Raw genomic sequence first — 12,872 nt, forward strand, 5'->3', positions numbered from 1 at the left:
GGCCTGGGGCTAGGGAGGGCCGTTAGACCAGGAGTTCCTCCCCCTCCACCTCGTGGAAGGTGAGGTGCCCGTCCTCCACGCTCACCAGGAGGCGGCCAGAGGGTTTTTTCAGGAGGGCCAGGGACAGGGGGTCCTCGATGCGCTCCCGGATGACCCCGCGGATGGCCCGGGCGCTCCCCGTCTTGGGGGCCTGGTCCACCACGAACCGGGCCACCTCGGGGGCGAAGGCGACCTCGATCTCCCGGCTCTTCAGCTCCTTCTGGATTTCGTCCAGCATGAGCCCAGCCACCTGGACCAGCTCCTCCTCGGTGAGGGGCCGGAAGCGGATCACCTCGTCCAGGCGGTCCAGGAACTCGGGGGTGAAGAGGGCCTTGAGGGGGGACTCGGTGTCCACCTCCCGGCTGGTGAAGCCGATGGCGGGGCCCACGTTGTAGCCGGTGTTGGAGGTCATGATGAGGATCACCCGGCGGAAGTCCACGGTGCGCCCCATGCCGTCCGTGAGGCGGCCCTCGTCCAGGACCTGGAGGAAGGTGTTGTACACGTCGGGGTGCGCCTTCTCAATCTCGTCCAGGAGGACCACGCTGAAGGGCTGGCGGCGCACGGCCTCGGTGAGCCGCCCCCCCTGCTCGTAGCCCACGTACCCTGGCGGGGCCCCGATGAGCTTGGAGATGGAGTGGGGTTCCTGGAACTCGGACATGTCAAAGCGGATGAGGGCCCTTTCCGAGCCAAAGAGGACCTCGGCCAGGGCCTTGGCCAGCTGGGTTTTGCCCACCCCGCTTTGGCCCACGAAGAGGAAGCTCGCCGCCACCCGGGTCCTCCCCCCCAGGCCCACCCGGGCCCGGCGCAGGGCGCTGGCCAGGGCGCGGATGGCCTCCTCCTGGCCCACCACCCGCTTTTTCAGCTCCTCCTCCAGGCGCATGAGCTTCTCGTCGTCCTTGTCGTCCACGTACACCCCACCCCAGGAGTCCACCACCGCCTCGATGTCCTCCCGGGTGACCACGGGGGTGCCGTCCTCCTCCTCGGCCACGGGCAGACCCAAGGAGGCGTTGAGGCGCACCCGGCTTGCGGCCTCGTCGATGAGGTCTATGGCCTTGTCGGGAAAGTTCCGCCCGGGGAGGGAGCGGATGCCGATCTTGACGGAAAGCTCCAGGATTTCGTCGGGGATGATGACCCCGTGGTGGGCCTCGTAGCGGGGGCGGAGGCCCTTGAGGATCTCCAGGGTTTCCTCCGGGGAGGGCTCCAGGACGATCACGGGCTGGAAGCGCCGCTCCAGGGCGGCGTCCTTCTCGATGTAGCGGTGGTACTCCCCGGTGGTGGTGGCCCCGATCACCTGGATCTCCCCCCGGGCCAGCGCGGGCTTGAGGATGTTGGCCGCGTCCAGAGTGCCCTCGGCCCCGCCCGCCCCGATCAGGGTGTGGAGCTCATCGATGAAGGCGATAACCTTGGCGTTTTTCAGCTCTTCAATGATCTGGCGCAGCCGCTCCTCAAACTCCCCCCGGTACTTGGTGCCCGCCACCACCCCGGCCAGGTCGATGGCCACCACCCGGGCCCCCCGCAGGATGGGGGGCACCCGCCCCTCCACGATGGCCTGGGCCAGGCCCTCCACAATGGCCGTTTTGCCCACCCCAGGGTCGCCGATGAGCACCGGGTTGTTCTTGGTGCGCCGGGCCAGGATCTGGATCACCCGGTTGATCTCCTCCTGGCGGCCGATCACCGGGTCCAGCTTCCCCTCCCGGGCCTCCTTGGTGAGGTCGCGGCCGTACTCGTCCAGGAAGGGGGTGTTCACCGGCTTTTCCCGTTCCCGGCCCTCGGCCATGGAGAGGATGCGCCAGCGGATGGCGTCCACGTCCTTGGCGAAGTGGGAGAGGATGCGGTAAGCGATCCCGTCCCCCTCGCGGATGATGCCCAGGAGGATGTGCTCGGTGCCGATCACGGCGGCCCCCATGTTGCGGGCCTCGGCGCTGGCCAGCTCCATGACCCGCCGGGCCCTGGGGGTGATGGCCGGGGGCTCACCCGTGCGGCTCCCCTCCCCCCGGCCCACCAGCTCCTCCACCATGCGGCGCATGGCCTCGAGGCTCGCCCCGTACTCCTGGAGGATGCGGGCCGCGGTCCCCCCTTCGCGCATCAGGCCCAGGAGGAGGTGCTCTGGGCCGATCATGGAGTGGCCTAAGCGGCTCCCCTCCTCCCTTGCGTAGTGAAAGACCAGCCTGGCGCGATCGTCGTACCTGTTCATGCTCCCCTCTACCTCACATTCTAGCCTAAGCCCCCTTCCCTTGGGGGTTTGCGCCCCCGCTCACCTTGGGCCCACTGGGCTTCTTCCTGTAAGATGCCCTCTAATCGGGGCCTTAGGCCCTTTGGGGAGGTACGATGCCAGCGAGCACCCTTGACGAACTGGTGGCGCTTTGCAAGCGGCGAGGGTTTATCTTCCAAGGCTCGGAGATCTACGGGGGCCTGCAGGGCACCTACGATTACGGGCCCCTGGGGGTGGAGCTCAAGAACAACCTGAAGCAGGCCTGGTGGCGCCGCAACGTTTACGAGCGGGACGACATGGAGGGCCTGGACGCCAGCATCCTCACCCACCGCCTGGTCCTCCACTACTCGGGCCACGAGGCCACCTTTGCCGACCCCATGGTGGACAACCGCATCACCAAGAAGCGCTACCGCCTGGACCACCTCCTAAAGGAGCAGCCCGAGGAGGTCCTTTCCCGCCTCTACCGGGCCATGGAGGTGGAGGAGGGCCTGCACGCCCTGGTCCAGGCCATGATGGCCGCCCCGGAGCGGGCCGGGGGGGCCATGACCGCCGCCGGGGTGCTGGACCCCGCCACGGGGGAGGCCGGGGACTGGACCCCGCCCCGCTACTTCAACATGATGTTCAAGACCTACGTGGGGCCGGTGGAGGAGGAGGCGGCCTTGGCCTACCTCCGCCCCGAGACCGCCCAGGGCATCTTCATCAACTTCAAAAACGTTCTGGACAGCACCAGCCGCAAGTTGCCCTTCGGCATCGCCCAGATCGGCAAGGCCTTCCGCAACGAGATCACCCCTAGGAACTTCGTCTTCCGGGTGCGGGAGTTTGAGCAGATGGAGATCGAGTACTTCGTCCGCCCGGGGGAGGACGAGTACTGGCACCGCTACTGGGTGGAGGAGCGGCTTAGGTGGTGGCAGGAGATGGGCCTGAGCCGGGAGAACCTGGTCCCTTACCCCCAGCCCCCGGAGGAACTGGCCCACTACGCCAAGGCCACGGTGGACATCCTCTACCGCTTCCCCCACGGCCTGGAAGAGCTGGAGGGGATCGCCAACCGTACGGACTTTGACCTAGGGAGCCACACCAAGGACCAGGAGGAGCTGGCCATCGCCGCCCGGGTCCTCAGGAACGAGCACTCCACGGCCCGGCTGGCCTACCGCGACCCCGATACGGGGAAGTGGTTTGTCCCCTACGTGATCGAGCCCTCGGCGGGGGTGGACCGGGGGGTTTTGGCCCTCCTGGCCGAGGCCTTCACCCGGGAGGAGTTGCCGAATGGGGAGGAGCGCATCGTCCTCCGGCTCAAGCCCCAGCTCGCCCCCATCAAGGCCGCGGTCATCCCCCTGGCCAAGAACCGGCCCGAGATCACCGAGTACGCCAAGCGCCTCAAGGGCCGGCTCCAGGCCCTGGGCCTGGGCCGGATCCTCTACGAGGATACGGGGAACATCGGCAAGGCCTACCGCCGCCACGATGAGGTGGGCACCCCCTTCGCCATCACCGTGGACTACGACACCATCGGCCAGAGCAAGGATGGCACCACCCGCCTCAAGGACACGGTGACCGTGCGGGACCGGGATACCATGGAGCAGATCCGGCTCCACGTGGACGAGCTGGAAGGGTTTTTGCGGGAGAAGTTGAGGTGGTAGCATGGGCGGTGTGCGGGTAGCCGTAGTGGGGGCCACGGGGGCCGTGGGGCGGGAGATCCTTAGGGTCCTCGAGGCCCGGAACTTCCCCCTAAGCGAGCTTCGGCTCTATGCCTCCCCCCGTTCCGCCGGGGTGCGGCTTCCTTTCCGGGGGGAGGAGATCCCCGTGGAACCCCTTCCCGAGGGTCCCTTGCCCGTGGACCTGGTCCTGGCCAGCGCCGGGGGTAGCCTCTCCAAGGCCCTCGCCCTCCGGTGGGTGGAAGGCGGGGCGGTGGTGGTGGACAACTCCAGCGCCTGGCGCTACGAGCCCTGGGTGCCCCTGGTGGTGCCCGAGGTGAACCGGGAGGCCATCTTCCGCCACCGGGGCATCCTCGCCAACCCCAACTGCACCACGGCCATCCTGGCCATGGCCCTTTGGCCCCTGCACCGGGCTTTCGGGGCCAGGCGGGTGGTGGTGGCCACCTACCAGGCGGCCTCGGGGGCGGGGGCCAAGGGCATGGAGGAACTCTTGCGGGAGACCCACCGCTTCCTCCACGGGGAAACCCCCCAGGCGGAGGTCTTCGCCCATCCCCTTCCCTTCAACGTCCTGCCCCACATAGACACCTTCCAGGAAAATGGGTATACCCGGGAGGAGATGAAGGTGGTCTGGGAGACCCACAAGATCTTCGGGGACGAGAGCATCCGCATCAGCGCCACCGCGGTGCGGGTGCCCACCCTGAGGGCCCACGCGGAGGCGGTGAGCGTGGAGTTCGCCAAGCCCGTCACCCCGGAGGCGGCCCGGGAGGTCCTCCGGGCGGCCCCGGGGGTGGAGGTGGTGGATGCCCCCGGGGAGAAGCGCTACCCCATGCCCCTCACCGCCAGCGGCAAGTGGGATGTGGAGGTGGGCCGCATCCGCCAGAGCCTGGCCTTTGAGAACGGCCTGGACTTCTTCGTGGTGGGGGACCAGCTCCTCAAGGGGGCGGCCCTCAACGCGGTGCAGATCGCCGAGGCCTGGCTCAAGGGGCCTTGAGCCAGAGCCAGTACTCCTGGTTCCCCTCCTTGCCCGGAAGGGGGCTTGCCGCCTCCCCCAGCACCTGGAAGCCCAGTTCCTGGGCCCTTTCCCGCACCCGTCTAAGGGCCTCCCGCCGTAGGGCCTCCTCCCGCACCACCCCCTTGTGGGCTCCGGGCCAGAGCTCAAACTGGGGCTTGACCAGGACCAAGGCCTCCCCGCCAGGCCGGAGGAGTTCCCTCACCTTGGGAAGCAGGTGGGTGGAGGAGATGAAGGACACGTCCATGACCACCAGGTCCAGGGCCTCGGGGAGGCGAAGGGTGCGGGCATCCTGCCCCTCCAGGCAGACCACCCGCGGGTCGGCCCGTAAGGAGGGGTGGAGCTGCCCCTGGCCCACATCCACCGCGTAGACCCGCCGGGCGCCCCTTTCCAGGAGCACCTGGGTGAAGCCCCCGGTGCTGGCTCCTAGGTCGGCGCAGGCCTTGCCCGCCACGGCCACGGGGAAGCCTGCCAGGGCCCCGAGGAGCTTGTAGGCACCCCGGCCCACATAGGGCTCCCCTTCCAGAAGCCGGACCTCGGCCCCTTCCGGCACGGAAAAGGCGGGTTTTTGCACCACTTTCCCCGCCACCTGCACCCGGCCCTCCCGGATGAGGCGCTGGGCCTTCTCCCGGCTTTCCACCAGGCCCCGTTCCACCAAGTAGCGGTCCAGCCGCACGAGGGGTATTATCCACCCGTGGAGCCGGATCTTTCCGGGACCTGGTACGTGCTGGAAGGGGAGCCGGGGGAGCACCTGGTCCTCGAGGCCCTAGGCCAGCGCCTCTCAGGGCTTTGGACCTCGGAGGAGCTGGCCCAATCCTTTCTGGCCCGGCACCCGGAGCTGGGCATGCGGGTGAGCCCCCTGGAGGGCTGGACCCTTAAGGAGGCCTTCCTTAGGGCGCTGGCCCTCCTCAAGGTGGAGGCGGTATTGGTCGACTACCGGCCCGGGGTGCACCGGGCGCGGCTGGTAAGGCTTGAGGACCTGCTTTGGGAGGTGCGGCGTGCGTAGGGTGCTGGCGGTCTTGGCGGTGGCCTTGGCCTTGGGCCTGGCCCAGCGGGCCGAGGTGAGCGGGGGGAGCCCCTTTGGCCTGCAAGGGGGGGTACGCCTGGTCCTGGTGCCCTTCCTGGTGGAGGGGCGGCTTTACGCCGGGACAGGGGCGGGGGCCTCAGGGGGTGGGGCAGACCTCCTCCTCAAGCTTCCCCTCACCGACCTCTACCTGGGCCTGGGGGGCTTCTTGGGCACGGGGCCTAGCCTCACCCTGCCCCAGGAGGGGCGGGGCCAGGGAGGGGTGCGGGCGGTCTTGGGCACCTGGCTCAACCTGCCCTTGCCCCTCCTGGGGGTCTTCGCCGAACTCCACCCCACCTACTACCCGGCCACGGGGGGGTTGGGCCTGGGAGGAGGGATAGGGGTGAGCCTGGGCTTCTAGGCCTGGTACCCCTCTTTCAGGGGGACGATACGGTTCATCACCAGGGCCCCGGGCCTCGAGTCCACGGGGTCCTGCCAGAAGTAGCCGAGCCGCTCCAGCTGGTAGCGGGTGTCCTTGGGGTCCTGGGCCACGCTGGGCTCAATGAACCCCCGCTTCACCACCAGGGCCTCGGGGTTGAGGTTCTTCAGGAAATCCCCCCCCTCCTCCGGGTCCTTGGTGAGGAAAAGCCGCCCATAGAGCCTGTACTCCACGGGCAGGGCGTGCCGGGCGGAAACCCAGTGGATCACCCCCTTGGGCTTAGGGCCCTCCTCCGGATTGGCCCCCAGGGTGCCGGGGACCACGCGGGCCTTGAGGAGCTTCACCTCCCCCCCTTCCTCCACCACGTCCTCCAGCTCCACCACGTAGGCGTGGCGCAGGCGCACCCGCTGCCCCGGGGCGAACCGCTTCCAGCCCTTGGGGGGATGGAGGCGGAAATCCGAGCGCTCCATGTAGATCTCCCTGGAGAAGGGGAGGGGCCTCGAGCCCTCCTTGGCGATGTCCCGGGGCCAGTAGGGGGCCTGTAGCCATTCCTCCCCCTCATGGTTGGTGAGGACCACCTTCAAGGGGTTCACCACCCCCAAGACCCGGGGGGCGATGGGGTTCAGGTCGTCCCGCACCACCTCCTCAAAGAGGTCCATCTCGATCCGGGCCTCGTTGCGGGAGATCCCCGTGCGGCGCACGAACTCGCGGATGGCCTCGGGCCGCACCCCCCGCCGCCTTAAGGCCCTTAGGGTGGGGAGGCGGGGGTCGTCCCAGCCCGAGACGTACCCCCCTTCCACCAACCGGATCAGCTTCCGCTTGGAGAGGACGGTGTAGCTCAGGTCCAGCCGGGCGAACTCGTACTGGTAGGGCCTGGGGGAGAGGGGTAGGCCGCACTTGCCCTTGAGGTTTTCGATCACCCAGTCGTAGATGGCCCGGTTGTTCTCAAACTCCAGGGTGCAGAGGGAGTGGCTCACCCCCTCAATGAAGTCCTCCAGGGGATGGGCGTAGTCGTACATGGGGTAGACCACCCACCGGTCCCCGGCGTGGTAGTGGGGGGCGTGGACGATGCGGTAGAGCACCGGGTCCCGCAGCTTGAAGTTGGGGTGGGCGGGGTCGATCTTGGCCCTCAGCACCCGGCTTCCCGTGGGGAACTCCCCCCGGGCCATCCGGGTGAAGAGGTCCAGGTTTTCCTCCACGCTGCGCTCCCGGTAGGGGCTGGGCTTCCCTTGGGCCCGGAGGGCGCTCATCTCCTCCTCAGGAAGGTCATCCACGTAGGCCTTCCCCTCCTGGATGAGGACCAGGGCGCAGGCGTACATCTGGTCAAAGTAGTCCGAGGCGTAGAGGACCCGGCTGGGGGTGAAGCCCAGCCAGCGCACATCCTCCTCTATGGCCCGGGCGTACTCCTCCTTTTCCGTTTCCGGGTTGGTGTCGTCGTAGCGCAGGTTGCACTCCCCGCCGAAGTCCAGGGCCAGGCCGAAGTTCAAGACGATGCTCCGGGCGTGGCCGATGTGGAGGTAGCCGTTGGGCTCTGGGGGGAAGCGGGTGAGGAGCCTGGGGTACTTCCCCTCCCTTAGGTCTTTTTCCACGATCTCGGTGATGAAGCACTCGGGGACGAGGCCCATAAGAAGAGTGTAGCCTTAGCCGAAGCGAGGCGGGCGCTTTTCAAAGAAGGCCCGGATCCCTTCCCGCAAGTCCCCCGTTTCCCGCACCCAGGCGTTGGCCAGGGCCGCCAGGCGGAAGCCGTCCTCGAGGCCCATCCCCGGTAGGGCCAGGAGGAGCTCCTTGCTGAGGCGCAAGGAGGTGGGGGCGTTCTTGGCCACCTCCTCGGCCAGGGCCAGGGCCTCCTCCAGGGCCCGGCCCGGGGCCGCCACCCGGTTCACAAGGCCCAGGGCCTTGGCCTCCTCGGCCCCCACCAGCCTCCCGGTGAGGAGGAGGTCCTTGGCCACCTTCTCCCCCACGGCCCGCACCAGGATCACGGAAACCAGGGCGGCCACGAAGCCGATCCGGACCTCGGTGTAGCCCAGCTTGGCCTCCTGGTCCATCACCACCAGGTCGCAGGCCGTGGCCAGCCCCGCCCCCCCCGCCACCGCTGGCCCGTTCACCGCGGCCACCGTGGGCTTGGGGAAGGTGTAGAGGCGGTGGAAAAGGCGCATGAGGGAAAGGGAGTGGCGGTAGTTCTCCTCCGCCCCCATCTCCGTAACCCTTTCCAGAAAGGCCAGGTCGGCCCCGGCGCTGAAGGCCGCTCCCCGCCCGGTGAGGACCAAGGCCCTGGCCTCGGGGTCCCCTTCGGCCTCCTCCAAGGCCTGGAGGAGGCCCTCCACCATCCCCGGGGAAAGGGGGTTGCGGCGCTCGGGATCGTTGAGGAAGACCCGGTAGATGCGCCCTCGTTCCACCTGGACCATGCCCCCATTGTACCCGGGGGAAGGTTCCTGCTAGACTGCCCTTAGCCCGCAAACCTGTAGGCTTAAGCCTTGCGGGCTAGGAGGTGGTGTAGATAAAGGAGTACCTGACCAACGAACGCATCCGCGCCAAACAGGTGAGGGTCATCGGATCCGATGGCCAGCAGCTCGGCATCATGGACACCCGGGAGGCTTTGCGCCTGGCCCAGGAGCAGGACCTGGACCTGGTCCTGGTGGGCCCCACCGCCGACCCGCCCGTGGCCCGCATCATGGACTACTCCAAGTGGCGCTACGAGCAGCAGGTGGCGGAGAAGGAGGCCCGGAAGAAGGCCAAGCGCACCGAGGTCAAGTCCATCAAGTTCCGGGTCAAGATCGATAACCACGACTATCAGACCAAGCTGAACCATATCAAGCGCTTCCTGGAAGAAGGGCACAAGGTCAAGGTGACCATCATGTTCCGGGGGCGGGAGATGAGCCACCCGGAGCTGGGGGAGAAGCTTCTGGAGCGGGTGGCCGAGGACCTGAAGGGCCTGGCCGTGGTGGAGATGCGGCCCGAGCTTCTGGGCCGGGACATGAACATGCTCCTGGCCCCGGCCAAGGTGTCTGCCTAGACCTTGGGGCCTTCCCTTGGTATAGTGGTAGGGCTTTGGGGAGCACCCAAGACCCCCTTTGGGGGCGCTTCCCAGGGCGGAGGAAGACCATGCCGAAGATGAAGACCCATAAGGGCGCCAAGAAGCGGGTCAAGGTGACCGCTTCGGGCAAGGTGGTGGCCATGAAGACGGGCAAGCGGCACCTGAACTGGCACAAGTCGGGGGGCGAGATCCGTAAGAAGGGGCGGAAGTTCACCCTCGCTGAGCCCGAGGCGGAGCGGATCAAGCTCCTCCTGCCCTACGCCTAAGGAGGTAGAGGATGCCGCGCGCCAAAACCGGTGTCGTCCGCCGCAGGAAGCACAAGAAGATCCTCAAGCTGGCCAAGGGGTACTGGGGCCTGCGCTCCAAAAGCTTCCGCAAGGCCCGGGAAACCCTCTTCGCCGCTGGCAACTACGCCTACGCCCACCGCAAGCGGAAGAAGCGGGACTTCCGCAAGCTCTGGATCGTGCGCATCAACGCCGCCTGCCGCCAGCACGGCATGAACTACTCCTCCTTCATGAACGGCCTGAAGAAGGCGGGGGTGGAGCTGGACCGCAAGGTGCTGGCCGATCTGGCGGTGCGTGAGCCCCAGGCCTTCGCCCTCCTGGTGGAGAAGGCCAAGGCCGCCCGGGCCTCTTAGCGAGGCCAAAGGCGCCTTTCCCCTAAGGGGGGGGCGCCCTTTTCCATGCCGCCCGAAGTTTACGTGATCCTGGTGGCCGCCCTGCCGGTGGTGGAGCTCCGGGGGGCCATCCCCCTGGGGGTGGCCCTGGGCCTGCCGCCGGGGAAGGCCTTTTTCCTGGCCCTCCTGGGCAACCTCCTGGTGGCCCCGGTGGCCTTAGGGCTTTTGCCCTGGGCCATCCTCCTCCTCACCCGGTTTCCCCTCCTGGCCCGGGCTTGGGAGGCCCTCGAGGCCCGGGTGCGCCTCAAGGGGGAGGAGCAGGTGCAGCGCCTAGGGGCCTTGGGCCTTTTCCTCTTCGTGGCCGTGCCCCTGCCCGGCACCGGGGCCTGGAGCGGGGCGGTGCTGGCCGTGGTCTTGGGGCTTAGGCGCCGCTACGCCCTTCTGGCCATCTCCTTGGGGGTTCTGGCGGCGGGGCTCATCGTTCTCCTCCTTACGGGGGGGGCGGTGGCCGGGCTAAACTACCTGCGATGACGGCCTTGCTCCTTCCCTTGGCCTACCTCTTGGGGGCCCTCCCCCTGGGGTACTGGCTGGCCCGGCGGCGCGGGGTGGACCTGCGTACGGCCAGCCCCTACACCCTAGGCCTCGAGAACGCCTTGAGGCGGCTCGGCCTCGGCCTAACCCTCCTTTCCTTCCTTCTGGACTTCCTCAAGGGGTACCTGCCCCTCCTCCTGGGCCGGGGCCTAGGCCTGGACCTGGCCGGACTCCTCCTCCTGGGGGTGGGGGTCTACCTGGGCCACCTTTACCCCCTCTTTTTCCGCGACCCCTGGCCCCTGCGGGCCAAGGGGGCCGGGGTCTTGCTGGGGGTTTTGGCGGCCCTGCCCCTGGAGCCGGCCCTGGGTCTTTTGCCCGTGGCCCTCGCCCTGGGGCTTTACGCCCTTACGGGCTACGCCTCCTTGGGGGCCTTGGGGCTTCCCCTGGGCCTTTTGGGGGCGACCTTCCTCGGGGGGTTTTCCCCTGAGGAAAAGCTTTGGGCGGCCCTTCTCTTCCTCCTTGCCCTTTGGCGGTACAAGGAGAACCTGGGGCGCATCCTGGAGGGGACCGAGCCCCGCTTGGGCAACCCCTTACCCCTTCCCTCGGAGCGGCAGGTGGTCTGCGCCTTTCTCATCCACCCCCTTACCCTGGAAGATTTCTGGCAAAGTCCCCGCTTCCGCTGGGCCAGACCCCTAGTGCGCCTGGGCCTTTTGCCCCAGGCCTGGGTGGAGCGCCTGGCGGAGTTCTTCCGCCCCATGAAGGTGGGGGAGGTGCGGGGGGTGCGGACCGCGGACGGGCGGGAGATCCTCTGCCACCTCATCTCCGCCCCCCTCCTGCCCCACCAGATCAAGGGCAAGCCGGAGCTGGCGGTGCGGCGGGCGGTCCAGGGGGCGCGTCTGGCCCGCGAGCTGGGGGCCACGGTGGTGGGCCTGGGGGCCTTCTGGAGCGTGGTAGGGGAGAAGGGAAAGGCGGTGCAGGAGGCGGTGCCGGGCATAGAGGTGACCAACGGCGGGGCCTACACCGCCGGCACGGTCAAGGCCGCCATCCCCGCCATCCTGGCCCACTTTGCCCAAAGCGGCAAGGACCTGAAGGCCACCACGGCGGCTGTGGTGGGGGCCAACGGGGTGGTGGCCTTCGGCATCGCCCGGCAGATCGCCCCCCTGGTGGGGCGGCTCATCCTGGTGGGGCGGGACCAGGAGCGGCTGGAAAAGGCGGCGGAGAGCCTTAGGAAGAACCTGGAGCGCAAGGGGCAGGCCCCCGAGATCCTGGTCTCCACCGAGGTGGGGTCCATCAAGGAGGCCGATTTGGTCTTCACCGCCACCAGCGACCCCAACCCCGTCATCCTGCCGGAGCACGTGAAGCCAGGGGCCTGGATCTACGACGAGGGGGTGCCCCCCGATGTCCACCCGGCGGTCCGGGGGGTGCCGGGGGTGCGGGTCATCCCCGGGGGGGTGGTGCGGCTTCCCGGGGCCGCCCGGGCCACCCTGGACCTCCACTTCGGTGCCCCCGACCAGGTGCCGGCCTGCCTGGCGGAGACCATGATCCTGGCTGCGGAGGAGGCCTTTTCCCGCAAGAGCCTGGGCGGGGAGGTGAAGGCGGAGAACATCCAGTTCTTCGTGGAGCGGGCGGAGGCCTTGGGCTTCCGGGTGGTGGAGTAGTGTGGCTTCTCCTTTCCCCCACGGCCCTCGAGGCCCCCTTTCTCCAGGGGGAGGCCTTTACCTTCCTGGGCCGCAAGGGGCTAAGGGGGGAGGGCTTCGTCTACCTGGAAACGGGGATCGGCAAGGTCAACGCCGCCCTCACCCTGGCGGCCTGGGCGGCGCGCCACCCGGTGGAGCAGGCCCTCCTCTTCGGCCTCGCGGGCGCCTATCCCCATAGCGGACTGGCCCTGGGGGAGGTGGTCCTGGTGGGGGAGGAGGTGGAGGCGGACCTGGGCCTAAGGGAGGGCCTTGCGCCCCTGGGCTTCCCCGCCTTGGAGGTGGGGGGGGTGCGCTACCACAACCGCTTTCCCCTGGACCCCGGCCTCACCCAGGGCCTAGCCCAGGGCTTGGGCCTGCGGGTGGTGGTGGGCCTGACCCGGGACCTGGTTTCGGAAACCCCGGGGGAGGCCCGTTCCCTGGCCGAGGGGTGGGGGGCGGACCTGGAAAACATGGAGGGGGCAGCCTTCGCCCGGGTCTGCCTGGCCCTGGGCTTCCCCGGGGCCGAGCTCAGGGCCATCTCCAACCCCGCGGGGAACCGGGACAAGGGGGCCTGGCGGGTGAGGGAGGCGGTCTTGGCCCTGGGGGAGACGGTGGGGCGGATCCTAAAAAGGGGGCCCCGCGGAGCCCCCTTGGCCTAAGGCTT

Annotated in this window: 14 protein-coding genes; 10 read left to right on the forward strand and 4 right to left on the reverse strand. The window is 68.6% G+C overall.

Translation table 11 applies throughout. The features are described from left to right. Window positions 1–22: 22 nt before the first annotated feature. Window positions 23–2,233 carry an ATP-dependent Clp protease ATP-binding subunit gene (locus tag TCCBUS3UF1_RS04470; protein ID WP_014515315.1) on the reverse strand — a complete coding sequence of 737 codons (2,211 nt, stop codon included), beginning with the start codon at window positions 2,231–2,233 and terminating at the stop codon, window positions 23–25. 134 nt (window positions 2,234–2,367) lie between these two features. Between TCCBUS3UF1_RS04470 and TCCBUS3UF1_RS04475 the strand changes: the two genes are divergently transcribed. Beyond that, complete coding sequence (locus TCCBUS3UF1_RS04475; protein ID WP_014515317.1) at window positions 2,368–3,885, forward strand: glycine--tRNA ligase; 1,518 nt, start codon at window positions 2,368–2,370, stop codon at window positions 3,883–3,885. Window positions 3,886–3,895: 10 nt separating this feature from the next. Then, entirely contained in the window at window positions 3,896–4,891 is a 996-nt protein-coding gene (locus tag TCCBUS3UF1_RS04480; RefSeq protein ID WP_041433967.1) for an aspartate-semialdehyde dehydrogenase, read from the forward strand. Here the strand turns inward: TCCBUS3UF1_RS04480 and TCCBUS3UF1_RS04485 are convergent. After that, on the reverse strand, window positions 4,878–5,585 hold the full coding sequence (locus TCCBUS3UF1_RS04485) for a TlyA family RNA methyltransferase (RefSeq protein WP_014515319.1): 708 nt from the start codon (window positions 5,583–5,585) through the stop codon (window positions 4,878–4,880). The two genes, TCCBUS3UF1_RS04480 and TCCBUS3UF1_RS04485, sit on opposite strands and share 14 nt — an antisense overlap. A gap of 18 nt (window positions 5,586–5,603) precedes the next feature. Between TCCBUS3UF1_RS04485 and TCCBUS3UF1_RS04490 the strand changes: the two genes are divergently transcribed. Together TCCBUS3UF1_RS04490 and TCCBUS3UF1_RS04495 are read left to right on the forward strand one after the other, a co-directional pair. Further along, entirely contained in the window at window positions 5,604–5,915 is a 312-nt protein-coding gene (locus TCCBUS3UF1_RS04490; RefSeq protein ID WP_014515320.1) for a DUF3234 domain-containing protein, read from the forward strand. Beyond that, window positions 5,908–6,333: a hypothetical protein gene (locus TCCBUS3UF1_RS04495; RefSeq protein ID WP_014515321.1), complete on the forward strand. Its 426-nt coding sequence runs from the start codon at window positions 5,908–5,910 to the stop codon at window positions 6,331–6,333. Before TCCBUS3UF1_RS04490 ends, TCCBUS3UF1_RS04495 begins: the two co-directional genes overlap by 8 nt. On the opposite strand, the gene TCCBUS3UF1_RS04500 is transcribed toward TCCBUS3UF1_RS04495, so the two are convergent. Both TCCBUS3UF1_RS04500 and TCCBUS3UF1_RS04505 read right to left on the reverse strand, forming a co-directional pair. After that, on the reverse strand, window positions 6,330–7,976 hold the full coding sequence (locus TCCBUS3UF1_RS04500) for a glutamine--tRNA ligase/YqeY domain fusion protein (protein ID WP_014515322.1): 1,647 nt from the start codon (window positions 7,974–7,976) through the stop codon (window positions 6,330–6,332). The two genes, TCCBUS3UF1_RS04495 and TCCBUS3UF1_RS04500, sit on opposite strands and share 4 nt — an antisense overlap. Window positions 7,977–7,991: 15 nt before the next feature. Next, window positions 7,992–8,756, reverse strand: a complete 765-nt coding sequence (locus tag TCCBUS3UF1_RS04505) for an enoyl-CoA hydratase/isomerase family protein (protein WP_014515323.1) — start codon at window positions 8,754–8,756, stop codon at window positions 7,992–7,994. Between the two features lie 92 nt (window positions 8,757–8,848). On the opposite strand from TCCBUS3UF1_RS04505, the gene infC reads away from it, so the two are divergent. The 6 genes from infC (at window position 8,849) to mqnB (ending at window position 12,867) form a co-directional block, all read left to right on the forward strand. Continuing rightward, window positions 8,849–9,364 (forward strand): translation initiation factor IF-3, encoded by a 516-nt coding sequence (gene infC / locus TCCBUS3UF1_RS04510; protein WP_081477225.1) that lies wholly within the window; start codon window positions 8,849–8,851, stop codon window positions 9,362–9,364. Window positions 9,365–9,453: 89 nt separating this feature from the next. Continuing rightward, entirely contained in the window at window positions 9,454–9,651 is a 198-nt protein-coding gene (rpmI, locus tag TCCBUS3UF1_RS04515) for a 50S ribosomal protein L35 (protein ID WP_041433968.1), read from the forward strand. An 11-nt stretch (window positions 9,652–9,662) separates the two neighbouring features. After that, window positions 9,663–10,022, forward strand: coding sequence for a 50S ribosomal protein L20 (gene rplT / locus TCCBUS3UF1_RS04520; RefSeq protein ID WP_014515326.1), 360 nt, complete (start codon window positions 9,663–9,665; stop codon window positions 10,020–10,022). A 45-nt stretch (window positions 10,023–10,067) separates the two neighbouring features. Then, entirely contained in the window at window positions 10,068–10,532 is a 465-nt protein-coding gene (locus tag TCCBUS3UF1_RS04525) for a small multi-drug export protein (RefSeq protein WP_014515327.1), read from the forward strand. Beyond that, on the forward strand, window positions 10,529–12,190 hold the full coding sequence (locus TCCBUS3UF1_RS04530) for a glycerol-3-phosphate acyltransferase (RefSeq protein ID WP_014515328.1): 1,662 nt from the start codon (window positions 10,529–10,531) through the stop codon (window positions 12,188–12,190). Before TCCBUS3UF1_RS04525 ends, TCCBUS3UF1_RS04530 begins: the two co-directional genes overlap by 4 nt. After that, on the forward strand, window positions 12,190–12,867 hold the full coding sequence (gene mqnB / locus TCCBUS3UF1_RS04535) for a futalosine hydrolase (RefSeq protein ID WP_014515329.1): 678 nt from the start codon (window positions 12,190–12,192) through the stop codon (window positions 12,865–12,867). Before TCCBUS3UF1_RS04530 ends, mqnB begins: the two co-directional genes overlap by 1 nt. Window positions 12,868–12,872: the final 5 nt, after the last annotated feature.

This window comes from Thermus sp. CCB_US3_UF1 (genome assembly GCF_000236585.1).
Classification (GTDB): Bacteria; Deinococcota; Deinococci; order Deinococcales; family Thermaceae; genus Thermus.